Annotated in this window: 17 protein-coding genes and 3 pseudogenes; 12 read left to right on the top strand and 8 right to left on the bottom strand. The window is 60.0% G+C overall.

Annotated elements, in window-relative coordinates; genetic code table 11:
• Nucleotides 1-73: 73 nt before the first annotated feature.
• On the bottom strand, nt 74-793 hold the full coding sequence (locus ACXX9E_RS26630; RefSeq protein ID WP_222832248.1) for a DUF6933 domain-containing protein: 720 nt from the start codon (nt 791-793) through the stop codon (nt 74-76).
• Between the two features lie 77 nt (nt 794-870).
• The gene (locus ACXX9E_RS26635; protein WP_458556452.1) at nt 871-1,686 is read right to left on the bottom strand and encodes a sulfite exporter TauE/SafE family protein; all 816 of its coding nucleotides are present in this window, start codon (nt 1,684-1,686) and stop codon (nt 871-873) included.
• Between the two features lie 112 nt (nt 1,687-1,798).
• On the opposite strand from ACXX9E_RS26635, the gene ACXX9E_RS26640 reads away from it, so the two are divergent.
• Both ACXX9E_RS26640 and ACXX9E_RS26645 read left to right on the top strand, forming a co-directional pair.
• Entirely contained in the window at nt 1,799-2,566 is a 768-nt protein-coding gene (locus ACXX9E_RS26640; protein WP_458556453.1) for an AraC family transcriptional regulator, read from the top strand.
• Between the two features lie 93 nt (nt 2,567-2,659).
• Nucleotides 2,660-2,974, top strand: a complete 315-nt coding sequence (locus tag ACXX9E_RS26645; RefSeq protein ID WP_123467044.1) for a helix-turn-helix domain-containing protein — start codon at nt 2,660-2,662, stop codon at nt 2,972-2,974.
• Between the two features lie 129 nt (nt 2,975-3,103).
• On the opposite strand, the gene ACXX9E_RS26650 is transcribed toward ACXX9E_RS26645, so the two are convergent.
• Nucleotides 3,104-4,159: an MBL fold metallo-hydrolase gene (locus tag ACXX9E_RS26650; protein ID WP_123467046.1), complete on the bottom strand. Its 1,056-nt coding sequence runs from the start codon at nt 4,157-4,159 to the stop codon at nt 3,104-3,106.
• 214 nt (nt 4,160-4,373) lie between these two features.
• On the opposite strand from ACXX9E_RS26650, the gene ACXX9E_RS26655 reads away from it, so the two are divergent.
• The 5 genes and pseudogenes from ACXX9E_RS26655 to ACXX9E_RS26675 all read left to right on the top strand — a co-directional run bounded on the left by ACXX9E_RS26655 (nt 4,374) and on the right by ACXX9E_RS26675 (nt 8,415).
• Complete coding sequence (locus tag ACXX9E_RS26655; RefSeq protein WP_458556454.1) at nt 4,374-4,982, top strand: TetR/AcrR family transcriptional regulator; 609 nt, start codon at nt 4,374-4,376, stop codon at nt 4,980-4,982.
• Nucleotides 4,983-5,117: 135 nt separating this feature from the next.
• Nucleotides 5,118-6,215, top strand: coding sequence for a diguanylate cyclase (locus ACXX9E_RS26660; RefSeq protein ID WP_458556455.1), 1,098 nt, complete (start codon nt 5,118-5,120; stop codon nt 6,213-6,215).
• 275 nt (nt 6,216-6,490) lie between these two features.
• A pseudogene (locus tag ACXX9E_RS26665) lies at nt 6,491-7,174 on the top strand (PAS domain-containing protein); the annotation flags it as partial.
• A gap of 108 nt (nt 7,175-7,282) precedes the next feature.
• Nucleotides 7,283-7,720, top strand: a pseudogene (locus tag ACXX9E_RS26670) (methyl-accepting chemotaxis protein); the annotation flags it as partial.
• Nucleotides 7,721-7,881: 161 nt separating this feature from the next.
• The gene (locus ACXX9E_RS26675; protein WP_458556456.1) at nt 7,882-8,415 is read left to right on the top strand and encodes a DUF1003 domain-containing protein; all 534 of its coding nucleotides are present in this window, start codon (nt 7,882-7,884) and stop codon (nt 8,413-8,415) included.
• Here ACXX9E_RS26675 and ACXX9E_RS26680 read toward each other — a convergent pair whose 3' ends face one another.
• Nucleotides 8,416-9,357 (bottom strand): LysR family transcriptional regulator, encoded by a 942-nt coding sequence (locus ACXX9E_RS26680; RefSeq protein ID WP_458556457.1) that lies wholly within the window; start codon nt 9,355-9,357, stop codon nt 8,416-8,418.
• 15 nt (nt 9,358-9,372) lie between these two features.
• Here ACXX9E_RS26680 and ACXX9E_RS26685 point away from each other — a divergent pair, with 15 nt between their 5' ends.
• Together ACXX9E_RS26685 and ACXX9E_RS26690 are read left to right on the top strand one after the other, a co-directional pair.
• Nucleotides 9,373-10,080 carry a CTP synthase C-terminal region-related (seleno)protein gene (locus ACXX9E_RS26685; protein WP_458556458.1) on the top strand — a complete coding sequence of 236 codons (708 nt, stop codon included), beginning with the start codon at nt 9,373-9,375 and terminating at the stop codon, nt 10,078-10,080.
• Nucleotides 10,077-10,391 (top strand): antibiotic biosynthesis monooxygenase family protein, encoded by a 315-nt coding sequence (locus ACXX9E_RS26690; protein ID WP_458556459.1) that lies wholly within the window; start codon nt 10,077-10,079, stop codon nt 10,389-10,391. Before ACXX9E_RS26685 ends, ACXX9E_RS26690 begins: the two co-directional genes overlap by 4 nt.
• 116 nt (nt 10,392-10,507) lie before the next feature.
• On the opposite strand, the gene ACXX9E_RS26695 is transcribed toward ACXX9E_RS26690, so the two are convergent.
• Nucleotides 10,508-10,834, bottom strand: a complete 327-nt coding sequence (locus ACXX9E_RS26695) for a DUF2025 family protein (protein WP_123467059.1) — start codon at nt 10,832-10,834, stop codon at nt 10,508-10,510.
• Between the two features lie 221 nt (nt 10,835-11,055).
• Here ACXX9E_RS26695 and ACXX9E_RS26700 point away from each other — a divergent pair, with 221 nt between their 5' ends.
• The gene (locus tag ACXX9E_RS26700) at nt 11,056-12,183 is read left to right on the top strand and encodes a glycerophosphodiester phosphodiesterase (protein WP_123467061.1); all 1,128 of its coding nucleotides are present in this window, start codon (nt 11,056-11,058) and stop codon (nt 12,181-12,183) included.
• 148 nt (nt 12,184-12,331) lie between these two features.
• A complete protein-coding gene (locus ACXX9E_RS26705; RefSeq protein ID WP_064588817.1) occupies nt 12,332-12,637 on the top strand; it encodes a PepSY domain-containing protein in 306 nt (101 codons plus the stop codon).
• Nucleotides 12,638-12,927: 290 nt separating this feature from the next.
• Here ACXX9E_RS26705 and ACXX9E_RS26710 read toward each other — a convergent pair whose 3' ends face one another.
• The 3 genes and pseudogenes from ACXX9E_RS26710 to ACXX9E_RS26720 all read right to left on the bottom strand — a co-directional run.
• Nucleotides 12,928-13,365, bottom strand: coding sequence for a hypothetical protein (locus ACXX9E_RS26710; RefSeq protein ID WP_458556460.1), 438 nt, complete (start codon nt 13,363-13,365; stop codon nt 12,928-12,930).
• Between the two features lie 109 nt (nt 13,366-13,474).
• Nucleotides 13,475-14,242 carry a methyl-accepting chemotaxis protein gene (locus ACXX9E_RS26715; RefSeq protein ID WP_458556620.1) on the bottom strand — a complete coding sequence of 256 codons (768 nt, stop codon included), beginning with the start codon at nt 14,240-14,242 and terminating at the stop codon, nt 13,475-13,477.
• Nucleotides 14,243-14,407: 165 nt separating this feature from the next.
• Nucleotides 14,408-15,097, bottom strand: a pseudogene (locus tag ACXX9E_RS26720) (methyl-accepting chemotaxis protein); the annotation flags it as partial.
• A gap of 276 nt (nt 15,098-15,373) precedes the next feature.
• Here ACXX9E_RS26720 and ACXX9E_RS26725 point away from each other — a divergent pair.
• Complete coding sequence (locus tag ACXX9E_RS26725; RefSeq protein ID WP_123467067.1) at nt 15,374-16,396, top strand: transporter; 1,023 nt, start codon at nt 15,374-15,376, stop codon at nt 16,394-16,396.
• Nucleotides 16,397-16,553 lie beyond the last annotated feature (157 nt).

Genomic DNA, 16,553 nt, shown 5'->3' on the forward strand with positions numbered 1-16,553 from the left:
AAGGAATCGGAGGTCGCGTCGGCGCATAGGCGCCGGCGCTGAAAAATACGCTGCGGATTATGGCGTGGGTAGCTTAACGATTCGAGTTTTCTCGCTCGTAATTTTTAAGCCAGGCTTCGCGCTCCAGGGCCGCAATTTCCTGAACCCTTTGATGGCGACGCTCCTTGGCAGCATGAAGCTGGACGTCATCAAGAAAGCAGTAATGACGCAGCCAGTGAAGCGCCATTTCCTCATTCGGAAAGTAGTAAGACTTGGCGCCCTTACTGCTTCTGGGCGTGTCATTCATTTGCTCGTCAAATACCATCGCTGTGATTTCATCCGGTGGCAAAGAGCCCGTATGAGCGACCTTGTCCTGGAAAATCCATGCAATCTCATCAATGTGTTTTTGCGCGCTGCGATGGCTGCGTCGATAAAAGCGATGATGCTCACAAGTCTGCTGCACCCGCGCCAACATCAATTCAGGGTTAAGCCACTGCCCGAGGTCATGATGATGCGCGTTGATCACCAATCCCTTGACCCAGCGATCAATAAAACGCGCAATGAAGCCCTCAGCATCAGCCTTTTTGACGTCAGCCAAAATCACGCAATAACGGGTTTTGATGTGAATGACCAGCAGCACATGCTTGCGTTGTACCGTTATCGCGTGCACCAGCCACTGCTCGTCAGCGCCGTTCAACTCATCATCTTCAATGATTGAGGACGGCGGATTAGCATCCAACGGCGTGATTTTTTTGCCCTTGTGAACACGGCTGAAAAACTTGCTGGCTGCTTCGGTGCAATTGAAGATCAACATCCTGGTTCTCTGGTCATTGCTGGAGGACGGCGCTTAGTTACCGATTTTTATTTCTTCCGCTGTAACCTGGCAATGATTCATTTAAGCGAAATGCACAGCAGCACAATAATCAGCAACCCGATATAGACCCAGGCATGCACCTGGTCTGGTATCCGCCCAATCCATGGCGCGGCCAATCGAATCCCGATGAGCGAGCCAACCGTCAGCACCGCAAACGCGAGCAGATCCACATACCCGACAAACCACGCCCCCAACTCAGCCTGACTGAACCCGGCCAATGCCATGTACGTCAGCGTCCCCGCTACTGCCACCGGCACGCTCAGAGGATTGGCCATGGACGTCGCTTGCGACATGCTCAGTCCACAGCGGCGCAACAGCGGCACGGTCATGACGCTGCCTCCTACACCCAGAAACGTCGCAATGGCGCCGATGCCTACACCGCCTGCGGAAGTTTCCGTAGCGCCAAGTCGGCGTGGGATGACGTCTGCGTTCTGAGTGAGGAAGCCGCGCCTCAGCAGGCAATCGACGATAGTCACGCCGAGATAGCCAATGAACGCGTAGCGAATGACCTCGCCGCTGACCCACACCGCAGCGATCGCGCCGAGGATCGCACCGAGGGCGATGAAGCTGCCGAGTGGCCACAAATAATGGCGGATCAGGTTGCCGGCGCGGCGGTGTTTGTCGGTGGCGATCAGGGCGTTGACGATCATCACGCAGGTCGAGGTGGCGACGGCGATGTGCATCGCCGACTGGCCGATGGGGTCGTCGGCGCCGTGGCTGGCGCTGAGCAGGCGATACAGCAGCGGCACGACGACGAAGCCGCCGCCGAAGCCGAACAGGACGGCGGTGATGCCGGTCAGGCAGCCGAACAGGGTCAGCAGAATGTAGAACATGGCGCGTTATCCGATGAGGGCGAGCGGTCGACGATAGAGCCACGCGGCTTGGCCTGCTTCAGCAACTCAGCCAATAATGTTTGCGTTTACGCCAACTACCGGAAAACGCTTGATGCGCAATGTTTCGATCAATCTGCTGGATCACACGCCGCGCCCGGTGGTGGCGATTGGTACGGATTATTCCCACGGTCAGCTGTTGCCATTTCATACGCATCGGCGGGCGCAATTGTTGTATGGCGCGACCGGAGTGATGCAGGTTCGCACCCATGACGGCAACTGGGTGGTGCCGCCACAGCGGGCGGTGTGGGTTCCGCCGGGGGTGGCGCATGAGGTGTTGATGCTGGGGGTGAGCACGCGCAGCGTGTACATCGAGCCGGGGACGGTGGACTTGGGACCGCGTTGCCAGGTGATCAGTGTTTCGCCGTTGATGCGGCACCTGTTGATGGAAGCGGTGGAGGTGCCGCTGGCCTATGAGCTTGAGGGTCGCAATGGCGTGCTGATCGAGCTGTTGCTGCATGAACTGGCGCGCAGCGCGCCCCTGCCCCTGCACATTCCGCTGCCGTCTGACGGAAAACTCCTGGCGTTGTGTCAGAACTTTCTGCGTCAGCCGAACGCACATCAGTCGCCGCAACACTGGGCCGAGCAGTTGCACATAAGCTTGCGTACCTTCAACAGATTGTTTCGGCAACAGACCGGGTTGAGCTTCAGCCAATGGCGGCAACAGGCTTGCGTGGTGCTGGCACTGGCACGGCTGGCAGCCGGTGAAGCGGTAACGCGGATCGCCCTGGACTTCGGTTATGAGAGCCCGGCGGCGTTCTCGACGATGTTCCGGCGCATGCTCGGTCAGGCACCGTCCGTCTGGTTGGAGGCGGCGAACTAGGGCAAATCAAAAAATGCGTTTGATCCCGGCCGAAAACAACTGTACAAAAACACAGTACATTTTCAATCAGCACTCTTGAGCCCGGAGCACACCATGGCCTCTCTTGCGATGAACCACATCCTCGAACGCATTGCCCTTTTCCAGTTCACCCCGACGCACTGCGTCCAGGCCCGAGCGATGCTGGGCTGGAGCGTGGAACAGCTGTCGCGCGAGGCGAAGGTCGCAGCGGACGACATCCAGCGGTTTGAAGCGCAGCAGGACGTGGCGGATGCAGCGCGATTGGCGTTGGCGTATCGGTTTGAGGCACAGGGGTTGGTGTTCTTTCCGGGGTTTGCGCCGGGGCGCAGTGCGAGTATGGGCGTGCCATCGAAATCGGTGGGGCGTGGGGATTATGCAATGGCTGATTAAGGACCTGTGGCGAGGGGATTTATCCCCGTTGGACTGCGCAGCAGGCCCCTTGTCTTGATTGAACAGAGGGGGCCGCTTCGCGACCCAACGGGGATAAATGCCCTCGCCACAAATCAATATCAGCTTGCGTCAGGCGTTCTGCGCCACACCCTCACTCTCCCCTTCAACCGCCAACCACCACGCTTCGCCACGATGCGGTTGAGCAATATTGAACGCGTCACCCATCTGCGGCGTGGTAATCGAAACACTGCGCTCCCACGCCAGCGCCAGAATCCGGTCAAACGGTTCATGCCAGGCGTGCATCGCCAAATCGAAGGTGCCGTTGTGGATCGGGAAGAGCCAGCGGCCCTTGAGGTCGAGGTGGGCTTGCAGGGTTTCTTCCGGTTGCATGTGCACGTGCGGCCATTCGACGTTGTAGGCGCCGGTTTCCATCAGGGTCAGGTCAAACGGGCCGTATTGTTCGCCGATGCGTTTGAAGCCGTCGAAGTAGCCGCTGTCGCCGCTGAAGAAGATCCGCGTGTCGCCGTCGATCATCACCCACGAGGCCCACAGGGTGCTGTTGCTGTCGAACAGGCCACGGCCGGAGAAGTGTTGCGACGGCGTGGCGATGAAGCGGATACCGGCGATTTCGGTGCCCTGCCACCAGTCGAACTGACGGATTTTGTTGGCGTCGATGCCCCATTTGATCAGGGTATCGCCGACGCCCAACGGAGTCAGGAACAGGTTGGTCTTGGCCGCCAGCCGCAGTACCGCCGCATAGTCGAGGTGGTCGTAGTGGTTGTGCGACAGGATCACCGCTTCAATCGGCGGTAATTCGTTGATGCTGATCGGTGGCTGGTGGAATCGCTTGGGGCCGGCCCATTGCACGGGCGAGGCGCGTTCGGCGAACACCGGGTCGGTGATCCAGAATTTGTCCTGCAGTTTCAGCAACAGGGTCGAATGGCCGAGGCGAAACACGCTGTGGTTGGGCGCTGCCAGGAGGTCGTCGCGGGTCAACGGTTGTACCGGGATAGCGGCGGCGGGTCGGGTGTTGCGCGGTTTGTGGAAGATCATGTTCCACATGATGCGCAGCATTTTGCGAAAGCCTTCGCGGCGCACCGGCGCATGGTTGCGGAACAGCCCTTGATCCTGTCGAGAGGCTTCAGGCGTGGAAATTTTATCCGGGAGGGAAACTGGATTGGCCATGACTGAAATGACTCCAGAAAAACCGCGCAATTCACGATTTTTCGCGGTGGGACGATAAATGGCCAGAGCTGCACGCATAGGCCGAACTGCTGTTTTTTAGGTTGCGAGGATTAACGCAACATTACACTGGTCGGTGTAGTTTCTAGGTTGCATGAAAGCGCATGACAAGTAAACTTCCAAGTGTAATTTCCACTTTTCCTGCCGAAGCTTACTTATGACAGCTCCACAGCGCCTCACTGACCGCAAACGCGAAGCCATTATCCAGGCGGCCATTGCCGAATTCCGTGCCAACGGTTTCGAGATCACCAGCATGGACAAGATCGCGGCCACCGCCGGGGTGTCGAAGCGCACGGTGTACAACCATTTTCCCAGCAAGGAAGAGCTGTTCGCCGAAATTCTCAACCAACTCTGGGCACGCATCACCGCCGAGCAGACCGTGACCTATAGCGCCGATCAGCCGCTGCGCGAGCAACTGCAACAGATGCTGGGGGCAAAATTGCAGATGATGGCCGATGACAATTTTCTCAGTCTGGCCCGCGTGGCGATTGCTGCCACCATCCACTCCCCGGAGCGCGCACAAGATATGGTGGCGCGCATGGGCGCGCGCGAAGAAGGCCTGACCGTGTGGATTCGCGCCGCTCAGGCGGACGGTCGGCTAAAACCCGTGGACGCGGCATTCGCCGGGCAGCAGCTGCAAGGGCTGCTGAAGTCGTTCGGCTTCTGGCCGCAGATTTCCATGGGCCAGCCGCCACTGGATACCGCCACCCAAAAAGCCGTGGCCGAATCGGCACTGGAGATGTTTCTGGCGCGTTACCAGCTCTAAACCGTGCCTCTGCGCGCGATCCGTCGATTAAATGGCTCGGAAGGACACTGATTATTCGCGCTGGAATAAATGACAATGTCCGACAATTGACCGACGAATGGTCTACCTGAAAAAAATACGGCAAAGTATTTCAGGATGAATCTGGCGCAGGACATCATGGAAAACCCACGCGGCAAAGGCTTGTCATTCGCCAGACGCATCTATCTGCCTAGGACTATCGGTCTGGGCGTCGGCTTTTTCAGCGTCGCGGCAGCGCTGTATCCGTTGAACATGCCGGCATGGCTATGGGCGCTGCTGGTGTTCAACGGATTTGTCTGGCCGCATCTGGCTTATCAGGTATCAACCCGCGCAACCTTCCCCTACCGCGCCGAGCGTCGCAATCTGTTGTACGACTCGTTGTGCGGCGGCTTCTGGACCGCGTGTTTTCAGTTCAATCCGCTGACCAGCGTGACCATCCTGTCGATGATGACCATGAACAACGTCGCCGCCGGTGGCCGACGCCTGTTCCTGCTCGGCGCCGTCGCGCAGTGCGTCGGTGTACTGCTGGGCGGCTCGATCTTCGGCTTCAAATTCAGTCCGACCATGACTCAAATTGAAGCCTGGGCCTGCCTGCCGATGCTGACCCTGTATCCACTGGCCTTGGGCATGGTCTGTTACCAACTGGCGATCAAACTCGCGCAGCACAAACGCACGCTGCGCGACCTGAGCCGCACCGACAGCCTCACCGGACTACTCAACCACGGCGCCTGGAAAGATCAGCTGCACGCCAGGTTCGAGCTGTGCCGGCAAAATCACACCCAGGACATTCTGGCGCTGATCGACGTCGACCACTTCAAGTCCATCAACGACAACTATGGCCACATCATTGGCGATGCGGTGCTGAGCCAACTGAGCGGCGAACTCAAAGGCATGGTGAGCAAAAGCGAACGGGCCGGCCGCTACGGCGGCGACGAGTTTTGCCTGATCCTGCCCGACCAGCCACTGAAAAAAGCCGAACTGCAAATGGAACGATTGCGTCAGGCGCTGGATCAATACCGTCACCCGGATGTGCCGGAACTGCGGGTCAGCCTGAGTATCGGTCTGGCGCGGTTTCAGCCGTCGTACCGCGACGCACTGGCCTGGCTGGATGACGCTGACAAAGCGCTGTACACCGCCAAACACACGGGACGCAACACGATCAGCGTGGCGCTGAGCCAGCCGCGCACCAACGACGCCAACTCCATCAGCCTTTGAAAACACCGATAGTCATGCTGATACGCATTTTCTTGTACAACGACAAACAGTTTGTATAAGATCCCCTCGTCAGCCTGGATGCTGGCACTTTGCAGTCAATGACAAGTGCTCACCCGGCATTTGCTCTGCCAGCGCGGAAACAGGGACAAAAACCTCGTCTTTCCCTACTTCCAGGTACTGCCCCTATGTTTTTCAAACGCCATCAGTCCGCCCTCAACGACCTTCAACACACCATCACCGAACAGAACGGCCTGCTCGAAGCCATCGACCGCTCCATGGCCGTGATCGAGTTCGACCTCGATGGCGTGGTGTTGACGGCCAATGACAACTTCCTGAAAACCACGGGCTACCGCGCTGATCAGGTGATCGGCCAGCCTCATCGTCTGTTCTGCACCCCGGAGTTTGGCCGCAGCGCGCAATACACCGAGTTGTGGTCGCGTCTGAAAAACGGCCAGTTCCAGTCCGGCACGTTCGAGCGGGTCAACAGCCAGGGCCAGCCGATCTGGCTGGAAGCCAACTACAACCCGATCAAGGATGCGTCGGGGCGTGTGGTGAAAGTGGTCAAGTACGCCATGGACGTGACGACCAAGGTCCAGCAGGAAAGCGAGGCCAACGCCAAGCTGCAGGCGATCGACCGGGCGATGGCGGTGATCGAATTCGACCTCGACGGCGGCATTCTCACGGCCAACCAGAATTTTCTGACACGCATGGGTTACACGCTCGCTGAACTCAAAGGTAAACATCACCGTTTGTTCTGCCGCGCGGATCTGGTCAACAGCAGCGCCTATGAGGATTTCTGGCGGCGGCTGAACCAGGGTGAGTTGTTTCAGGGCCAGTTCGAGCGCGTCGACAAGCGCGGCCAGACCGTGTGGCTGGAAGCCAACTACAACCCGGTGTACGACGCGTCCGGGCGGTTGTGCAAAGTGGTGAAGTTCGCCACGGACGTCACCGCCCGCGTCGAGCAGCATGAGCAGGATGCCCGCAGTGCCAGCGCGGCTTATCACATCTCCGTGGAAACCCGCAAAGTCGCCGAGCAAGGTACTCAGGTGATCCAGCAAGCGGCCAGCGAAATGCGCGAAATCGCTGACGACATCGCCCAGTCTTCGACATTGATCGCGCAGCTCGGCGAACGCTCGGAGCAGATCACCGCGATCGTCAACACCATCCGCGCAATTGCCGACCAGACCAATCTGCTGGCGCTCAACGCGGCGATTGAGGCGGCGCGGGCCGGGGATCAAGGTCGCGGGTTTGCCGTGGTGGCGGACGAGGTGCGGCAACTGGCGGCGCGCACCAGCGGCTCGACGGCGGAGATTTCCAACATGATCGGATTGATCCAGAGCGAAACCCGTCAGGCGATCAAGAGCATGGAAGGCACCCGTGGCCGAGCGGCGCAAGGCGTTGAACTGGCGGATCAGGCCGGCAGCGTGATTCTGCAGATTCGCGATGGCGCCAGTGAGGCGGTGCAGGCGGTGAGCATGTTTGCCAATGAGCGGGCGCCTGGGTGATCGATGTACTGGGTCTGTAGAACGCGTCGCGGCCTTCGCGAGCAAGCTCGCTCCCACAGGGAAACGCATTCCGATGTGGGAGCGAGCTTGCTCGCGAAGAGGCCGTCAGCCTCGGCACAAGGCTATAGTGAACAATAGCCCTGAAGCCTGCCGAGCCCATCATGACCACCGAAAAATCTGCCTCCCCCGCCACCGCCCCCGTCGATCACCTGCGCTTCCATCGCCCTCACGCCCACCTCAACACCACGTTCGGCAACGACAAGTTTGCACTGCGTGCCGAGGCCTTCGCGCGGTTCTTCGGCACACCGCTGTTTCTCGGCGCGCAAACCGCGATCGTCGCGGTGTGGATCGGCCTCAACGTGTCGGGCGTGACACAGTTCGACGTCTACCCGTTCATCCTGCTCAACCTCGCGTTCAGCCTGCAAGCCGCGTACGCCGCACCGTTGATCCTGCTGGCGCAGACCCGTCAGGCCGCACGGGACAAGGCGCAGTCGGACGCCGACGCACAGCACCGTGAAGCATTGGCGGTGGCCAACGCCGAACGCCAGGCGCAGGCCGCGCAAACCACCGCGCAACTGCTCGAATTGCTGGAGCAGAACACCCGCCTCACCGAAATGACCAAGAGCCTGACTGAACGCATCGAAGGCCTGACCCGCGAACTGCATGAGCACATCTGCCAGAACCCGAAACGCTGATCACGGCAGCCGCAGCGCCCGCCCCAGCTCATCGAACAGCGTGACCACCGAGCGCAAGGCCCGGCAGTCCGGGCGGGTCAGCAGCCACAGCGCGGTGTCGTAGCCGTGCAGCGGTTCGCTGAGGGCCTGCAAACCCTCGGTAATCAGAAAGTCCGGCAATGCCGCCACACCGAGTCCGCTGCGCACCAGTTCAGTCACCGACAGCATGCTGTTGCAGCGATAAGCCGGGGTCACGCCGGGCAACTGCTGGCGGCGCCAGGCGACGGTCGGGTGATCCGGCAAAAACTCGTCCGGGGCGATCCAGGTCAGCGCCGCCAGATCCGTTGCATCAATGTTTTGCAGATAGCGCGTACTGGCACAGACCCGGTAGGAAATCTTCGCCAGTTGCCGTCCGACCAGATGCTCCGGTGGTGTCCGCGTCAAACGCAGCGCAATGTCCGCATCGCGCCGGCTGAGGTTGGCGAAATCGTTGGAGGTGCTCAGCTCAAGGGTCAGTGCCGGGTAGTTCGGCATGAACTGCGCCAGCGCCGGTAACAGCAGCCCTTGCAGCACCGAATCGGTACAGGTCAGGCGCACCGTGCCGCTGACGACTTCTCCGCCCTGCTCCACACCAATGCGCGCCGCTTCCAGCGCCTGCTCGGCGCGCTCAGCCTGTTCGGCCAGGGTCTGCGCGAGCGTGGTGGGCAGGTAACCGGCACGGCTCTTTTCGAACAGTTGCTGACCTAGCGCCGACTCCAGACGACGCACGGCGCGAAACACCGTCGACACGTCTACCCTGAGCAACTGCGAAGCCCGAGCCAGAGAACCTCCGCGCACCAGAGCGAGAATCAGCGCCAGATCCGGGTAGTCGAGTCGATAGTGCGTCGCTGCATTGATCACTTGGGAATACGCCAATATTGAGTGCGTGAACGCCAATCTATAGTGAGCCCCATCAATCAACAAGCGCAGAGAACACTCATGGAAAACCGCGCCATCCGCATCGCCCTGATCGGCGATTACGACCCGCAAGTCACCGCGCACCAAGCGATCCCCGTTGCGCTGGGCATGCTCGCCGAGCAGACCGGCCGCGAGGTGCAATTTCAATGGCTGCCCACCGAACAGATCCACGCTGATGCCGCGCTGGCGCATTTCGACGGTTTCTGGTGCGTACCGGCCAGCCCCTACAAAAGCGAAGCTGGTGCCTTGCGCGCCATTCGTTTTGCCCGCGAACAACAGCGACCTTTCCTCGGCACCTGCGGCGGTTTTCAGCATGCGGTGCTGGAATTTTCCCGCAACGTGCTGGGTTGGGCCGATGCCGAACATGGCGAGACGTCACCCGATTCGCAGCGAGCGGTGCTCACGCCGCTGACCTGTTCGTTGGTGGAAGCCGTGGACAGCATTCATCTGGTCGCAGGCTCGTTGATCGCCAAGGCGTACGAAACATCGGAGATTCGTGAGGGCTATCGCTGCAGGTTCGGTGTGAATCCGCAGTTCGAACGAGCGTTGCTGAACCATCAGCTACACGCTGTGGGCCATGATTCGGCGGGAGATTTGCGGGCGATCGAATTGAGCAACCATGTATTTTTCGTCGCAACACTGTTCCAGCCGGAACGTGCGGCGCTCAAGGGTCTGGTCCCGCCGCTGGTGCGGGCATTCGTTGAAGCGTGTGCGGAGCAAAAACAATGAAACCTAACGCGCCTTGCTTCGCGGTGATTTTCACCTCGACCCGCACCGAGGGCGACAACGGTTACGCGGCGGCATCCGAGCGGATGATGGAGCTGGTTGTGCAGCAGCCGGGGTTCCTCGGCGTGGATTCGATCCGGGGCGAGGACGGGGTCGGGATCACCATTTCGTACTGGGCGAGCGAGGCGGCGATTCTGGCCTGGCGCGAGCATCCCGAGCACCGGGTGATTCAGGCACGAGGGCGCGCGCAGTGGTATTCGAAATTCCACACGCAAGTGTGTCGGGTGGAGCGCGAGTATCGGTTTGAGCAGTGAGTGCAGCGGCGCACTGATTGGCCTCTTCGCGAGCAAGCTCGCTCCCACAGGAGGAATGCGATCAACTGTGGGAGCGAGCTTGCTCGCGAAGAGGCCTTCACAGACTGCGCAAAATCTCAGCCCCTCACCAGACTGCGCACCGCCACGATCTCCGGCACCTCAACCTTGCTCATGTACACCCGCAACGGCTCGGTGATGTTGATCCGGTCATGGATGTTCTGATCCAGCAGTAACTGAATCAGCTCGCGCTTCAGGGTCATGGTCGTCTCAGAGGCCGCCGCCCAGACAAATTCACTGGTGGGAATGATGCCGTCATCGGCCACGTCCATGCCGAACGAATCTTCGCTGAATCGCACGATGTACTGACCGGTTTTGCGGTTGAGGCCGACAAAGCCCTTGAGGTCGTCGGCCGCCTGGCAGATGAGTTGGGAGGTGATGCGCATGGTAAACCTCACGAAAAGTGTTCGATGGTTTACACGCAGGGCAACGGAACGGCGCGCCCTCTGCCGGGACGTCTGCCGAGGGCAAGCGTACTGCAAACCGCGCCACAAAAGTGCAGGAAAAATCGCTTTTAATACGTTTATGTCGGTCTGGCGATAGCACGCAACCGATTCAGTTGTTAAAAGGTACGTCTTTGAAAATGCCCTGCGAAAGGAACTCGAACATGCCCGCCACTTTCACCAAAAGCGCCCTCATGCTGAGCCTGCTGCTCGCTCTCGGTCAGGCGCAGGCCGCCAGCCAGACCGATCCCGAGGCCGTCGCTGCGGCACACGGTATCCCGCACCCGGCGGTGATCGCCCACCGTGGCGCGTCCTTCGATGCACCGGAGTCCACCGCCGCGTCCTACAAACTGGCCCGCGACCTCGGCGCCGATTACCTGGAAATGGACTTGCAGCGCAGCAAGGACGGCGTGCTGTTCGCCCTGCACGACAACAACCTGCAACGCACCACTGACGTCGCCAGCAAGTTCCCGGAGCGCAAGGACAGCCCGGCCAATGCCTTCACCATGGCCGAATTGAAAACCCTCGACGCCGGCAGTTGGTACAACACGGCCTACCCGGATCGCGCGCGTCCGACCTACGCCGGCCTGAAAATCCTGACCCTGGACGAGATTATCGACATCGCCCAGGCCAACCCGAAACACAAGCCGGGCTTGTACATCGAAACCAAAGAGCCGCAGCTATTTCCCGGCATCGAGCATGACCTCAAGGAGAAGCTGCAGGACCGCGGCTGGTTGAGCCAGGCCGGTTCGAAACTGGCCAAGAGCGAGCTCGGCGTCGGCCAGGGCAAAGGCAAGGTGATCCTGCAGACCTTCGAGAAAAACAGCCTCGAACTGCTGCAAAAGGAAATGCCGCAAGTGCCGAAGATCCTGCTGTTGTGGGTCGGTGAAGGCAGCATCGAACCAAAATCGAAAGTGTCTTTCGCCGACTCCGGCGAGAAGGACAAGAACGTGTTTTACGGCAAGCAGGAACCGAAGTCCGAAGCCGAGTTCAAGCAGTGGGTCGATTACGCCAAGGCGCAAGGGGCGATCGGCACCGGCCCTTCGGCGAAGCTGACCAAGGGCGGCGACCAGAGTTATTCGGACCTGGTGCAACCCTGGATGAATAAGTACACCCACGATCAGGGCATGCTGGTGCACGTGTACACCGTCGATGAGCCGGTGGACTTCGAGAAAGTCATGGCCGCCGGTGTCGACGGCATTTTCACCAACCGCGCCAGTGAGCTGTTGAAGTTCTACAAGCGCCCGGCCAGTGCCAGTGTTGATCAGGTGTTGAAGAACAACGGGTTCTGATAGATAAACCCGGTTGTCCGCATCGCGAGCAGGCTCGCTCCTACGAGTCCTGCGCGCGATGCGTTGTTTTAAGGGTGAATTAAGTTGCAGTGATTAATCTGAACTCACTTCAACAGAACACGCACTTAAACAAGCAAGGAACGAACTCATGAAAACTTTGACTGCCCTGTTTACCGCCGCTGCCCTGACCCTCACCGCTGGCCTGGCCCAGGCTGATGTGCGCGTCGATCAGATTCCGCAACTGGTTAAAGACGGCAAGATCAAGTCGCTGGAGTCGATGAATGCCGAAGCGCTGAAACTGCATCCGGGTGCGACCATCACCGACACCGACCTGGATAACCACTTCAACGGTTATGAATATGAAGTTGAGCTGAAAACCGCTGACGGCAAAGAGTTCGACGTCGACTTCGACGCCACCACCGGCAAGGTGCTGAGCAACAAGCAAGACACTTGATACAGCGAATACGGAAAGCCGCACGATTGAGAAATCGTGCGGCTTTTTTGTGTTCGGCTTTTTTGCTGTGTTGTCAGTGAGATTTTCTCCCCCTCACCCCAGCCCTCTCCCCCAAGGGGGAGCCGATCGGGGGCTTTTCAAAGCCTGAGTTCGACTCGCAATCTTGAAGCCGATCAGGAAAACAACAAGGACCTGAGTGCGCTTCGATATTTCAGGTCGGCGTAGCTCGAATAGTCACCGCGGTCAGTTCCCTCTCCCTTGGGAGAGGGCTAGGGTGAGGGGAAAAGGCATCACACCGAGGTGCTGACCAACGACCCCGAAGTGCTCGAGTCGGAATCCTGCAACGCCTGCAACAATGAAGCTGTGGCGGTTGACAGGGACGCCGAGGTGGCGGTGACCTGCGCCTGAGCCGCTGCCACTTCAGCCGCCTTGGCATCCGAGTTGTCCTGCTTCGCCTGCGCCGCTTGCAGCGCCTGCTGTTCCTCCTGCAATTGCTTCTGCAGTTCGGCAATCTGCTTGCGCAGTTCCTTCACCGAATCCGATTCTTCGCTGCTGGAACTGCTGTCGCCGGACGGGGCTGCACCGCCGGCAGCTTTCGGGGCGTCGGTGGCGGCGCTGGTGCTGGCCGTGGCGCTGGCAGAGGTGTCTTCGCTGGCGTCAGTGATCGACGTTTTGCTTGTCGAGGTGCTGAGGGTCTGGTTGATCGAGACAGACGTGATGCTGACCATGGGAGTGCTCCAATGCCGGTTTTAGATACCCGGTCATCGACCCTGTGCGCAGCAATTTGAGATTGACTGTGTACCGACTCGGTATCCGAACCGGTACACAGCCAACGGCTCACGCGCTCAGGCGAGCGGTGACTTCATTGAGTTGCCCGGACAGGCCATGCAGGTTCTGGCTGGCCGCTTCGGTGCGCTGCACGTTGTCGAGGTTGGTGCTGGCAATCGAAGTGATCTCGGTGAGGTTGCGCGAGATGTCTTCGGCCACCGAAGTCTGCTCTTCCGCCGCCGTCGCGATCTGCCGGTTCATGTCGCGGATCGCTTCCACGGCGTGGGTGATGCGCTCGAGCATGGCGCCGGCCTGGGTCACTTGCTCGACGCTTTCATCGCTGCGCGACTGGCCGCTGTCGATGGCTTGGGCCGCGTCCACCGCGCCGGTCTGCACGCTCTGAATGATCTGGTTGATCTCGATGATCGACTCCGCCGTGCGTTGCGCCAGGTTGCGCACTTCATCGGCGACCACGGCAAAACCACGCCCGGCCTCACCGGCCCGCGCCGCTTCAATCGCCGCGTTCAACGCCAGCAGATTGGTCTGCTCGGCGATGCCGCGAATCACTTCCAGCACCTTGCCGATACGGCCGCTGTCGGCTTCCAGACGACGGATCACCGTGGCGGTGTTGGCGATTTCACCGCGCATCTGGGTGATGGAATGGATGGTGCTCTGCATGACCTTTTCGCCCTGTTGAGCGGACTGGTCGGCATCATCGGCGGCGCGCGCGGCATCGGCGGCATGGCGCGCCACTTCCTGGGCGGTGGCGGACATTTCGTTCATCGCCGTGGCCACCTGGTCGGTGCGGTTGAACTGCTCGTTGGTGCCGCCGGCCATGGTCGTGGCGATCGCATTCAACTCGCCGCTGGCGCTGTCCAGATCACTGGCGCTGCGTTGCAGATGAGTGAAGGTTTCAGCAAGGAAATCACGCAGGGTATTGGCGGCTGCGGCGAGGTTGCCCAACTCGTCTTGACGGTCGTTGGCGACACGTTCAGCGAGGCGCCCGCGGCTCAATTGGGTGACGTAATCGATCAGCTTGCGGATCGGTTCGATCAGGTTGCGGTTGACCAGCCACAGGCTCAACAGACCAATCAGCAGACCGGAGCCGAGCATCACCAGAATACCCAGCATCACGGTGTTGTTGGCACTGTCGTTGATTTGCAGCGATTGCTCGTCACCCTGCTTGCGCAATTCGGCCACCAACGCGCTCATCTGATCGCTGGCGGCACGGTCCACGCCTTTGACGGCGGCATCGCCAGCCGCTGGATCGGCACCGGCGGCCACATAGGCATCGCGCCCCTTCTGGTAGGCAGCGCCGAGCAGGCGGTGTTCTTCACGCAGGCGTTCGATGCGGGTTTTCAGCGCCGGCTCGATGCCTTTCTGGCCGGCCAGTTCGCCAAGGATGTTCTGTACATCGCGCTGGCGATCTTCGAACTGGCTCCAGTATTTGCTCAGATCCGCCGGTTGCTTGCCGCGCAGCAGGACGTTTTTCCATTCCTGCACCTGCACCTTGAATTGCAGGTTGGCTTCGTCGATCAGTTGCGAGGTGTGCAACGGACCGGCGATCAACTGGCTGTAGTTCTGTACGCCGTTGGACAGGAAGTGAAAGCAGGCCAGCGCGATCAACAGTGTCGCCAGCAGGCTGCCGCTCAGCAGGGCGAGAATTTGCGCTCTCAGGGATTTTTGCAGCATCGCAAGATACTCAGGACAGGGATGAGGCACGCCCGATAAGGCGTGGGATTTTGCCGGACATCCATGTCGGCGAGCCTTGGCTCTTGGCCAAGCGCGCGCAACGTAACCTAAGCGTGATCGGCGTGCCAGAGCGCTTCTTGAAGAAATTCCGACCGCCGGTAAGTCGCTGATTTGACGTCATTTTGCTGTCACACAAGCGTCATGTGACATTGCGATGATGCGGCTCAGGTGAATCCGGGAATTCCGCCCCGGACGCCCTCCTCGCAGCGAGCCTCCATGAACCACAGCCTCGACCTCAGTCATCGTGATCCTGACTTGTTCGGTTTGCTCTACGGCTTTCGTTTCCTGCCCGGTGAAAAGGGCCGCGAAGTCGATTCGGCCACCGCCCTGCGCTGTCTGCAAGAAGACGGCGACAGCGGTGAATTTCTCTGGCTGCACCTGAACCTGGCCCACGCCGCGTGTGAGCGCTGGATGAAAAGCCATCTGCAATTGCCCGAAGAGTTTTTCGAAGCGCTGCACGAAGGTTCGCGTTCGACGCGCATCGAGCACGTCGATTCGGCGTTGCTGGCGGTGGTCAACGACGTGGTGTTCAACCTCAGCAGCATGGTGTCCTCGGACGTGTCGACACTTTGGGTCTGCGTGCGCAGCAAACTGATCGTCAGTGCACGCCTGCAACCGCTGCACTCGGTGGACAAACTGCGCTCGTCGGTGAAGGCCGGCGAGCGTTTTCGTTCGCCGTCGGAATTGCTCGTGCACCTGCTGCGCGATCAGGGCGAAGTGCTGACACAGATCGTGCGCAAGACCAGCATGAGCGTCGACCAGGTCGAGGACGAATTGCTTTCCTCGCGCCTGTCGACCAACCGCGCCGAACTGGGCGCCAATCGTCGCGTGCTGGTGCGCCTGCAACGGCTGCTGGCGCTGGAACCGGGCTCGTTGCTGCGCCTGCTCAACCGGCCGCCGCCGTGGCTGCAAAAGGAGGACGTCAAGGAGTTGCGCAAGTCCACCGAGGAGTTTGCGCTGATCATCAACGACCTCACCGCCCTCGGCGAGCGGATCAAGTTGCTCCAGGAAGAGATCGCCGCCAACCTCAATGAACAGAGCAACCGCACGCTGTTCACCCTCACCGTGGTCACGGTGCTGGCGCTGCCGATCAACATCATCGCCGGTTTCTTCGGCATGAACGTTGGCGGTGTACCGCTGGCGACGGATCCGGAGGGGTTCTGGATTCTGGTGGCACTGGTGGCGACGTTCACCGTGATTGCCGGGCGCTGGGCATTTCGCAAGCGTGGGGATTACTAACCCGCTAAATACTCTGCCCCAGCACAGATCCCTTGCAGGCGTGAGCTTGCTCGCGATAGCGGTGTGGCAGGCACCTCTGTGTTGAATGTGCCAACCTCATCGCGAGCAGGCTCACGCCTGCAGCGGCTGTTTATTGCCCTGGGATCAATGGTCAGAC

It is taken from the genome of Pseudomonas sp. GNP014 (genome assembly GCF_054344005.1).

Excerpts from the sequence above, each read along its gene's own strand:
- ACXX9E_RS26645 (WP_123467044.1), top strand. The coding sequence starts at position 2,660 with ATGGCCTCTCTTGCGATGAACCACATCCTCGAACGCATTGCCCTTTTC.
- ACXX9E_RS26655 (WP_458556454.1), top strand. The coding sequence starts at position 4,374 with ATGACAGCTCCACAGCGCCTCACTGACCGCAAACGCGAAGCCATTATC.
- ACXX9E_RS26650 (WP_123467046.1), bottom strand. The coding sequence starts at position 4,159 with ATGGCCAATCCAGTTTCCCTCCCGGATAAAATTTCCACGCCTGAAGCC.
- ACXX9E_RS26640 (WP_458556453.1), top strand. The coding sequence starts at position 1,799 with ATGCGCAATGTTTCGATCAATCTGCTGGATCACACGCCGCGCCCGGTG.
- ACXX9E_RS26715 (WP_458556620.1), bottom strand. The coding sequence starts at position 14,242 with ATGGCCGGCGGCACCAACGAGCAGTTCAACCGCACCGACCAGGTGGCC.
- ACXX9E_RS26700 (WP_123467061.1), top strand. The coding sequence starts at position 11,056 with ATGCCCGCCACTTTCACCAAAAGCGCCCTCATGCTGAGCCTGCTGCTC.
- ACXX9E_RS26660 (WP_458556455.1), top strand. The coding sequence starts at position 5,118 with ATGAATCTGGCGCAGGACATCATGGAAAACCCACGCGGCAAAGGCTTG.
- ACXX9E_RS26690 (WP_458556459.1), top strand. The coding sequence starts at position 10,077 with ATGAAACCTAACGCGCCTTGCTTCGCGGTGATTTTCACCTCGACCCGC.
- ACXX9E_RS26725 (WP_123467067.1), top strand. The coding sequence starts at position 15,374 with ATGAACCACAGCCTCGACCTCAGTCATCGTGATCCTGACTTGTTCGGT.
- ACXX9E_RS26635 (WP_458556452.1), bottom strand. The coding sequence starts at position 1,686 with ATGTTCTACATTCTGCTGACCCTGTTCGGCTGCCTGACCGGCATCACC.
- ACXX9E_RS26675 (WP_458556456.1), top strand. The coding sequence starts at position 7,882 with ATGACCACCGAAAAATCTGCCTCCCCCGCCACCGCCCCCGTCGATCAC.
- ACXX9E_RS26685 (WP_458556458.1), top strand. The coding sequence starts at position 9,373 with ATGGAAAACCGCGCCATCCGCATCGCCCTGATCGGCGATTACGACCCG.
- ACXX9E_RS26710 (WP_458556460.1), bottom strand. The coding sequence starts at position 13,365 with ATGGTCAGCATCACGTCTGTCTCGATCAACCAGACCCTCAGCACCTCG.
- ACXX9E_RS26705 (WP_064588817.1), top strand. The coding sequence starts at position 12,332 with ATGAAAACTTTGACTGCCCTGTTTACCGCCGCTGCCCTGACCCTCACC.
- ACXX9E_RS26695 (WP_123467059.1), bottom strand. The coding sequence starts at position 10,834 with ATGCGCATCACCTCCCAACTCATCTGCCAGGCGGCCGACGACCTCAAG.
- ACXX9E_RS26630 (WP_222832248.1), bottom strand. The coding sequence starts at position 793 with ATGTTGATCTTCAATTGCACCGAAGCAGCCAGCAAGTTTTTCAGCCGT.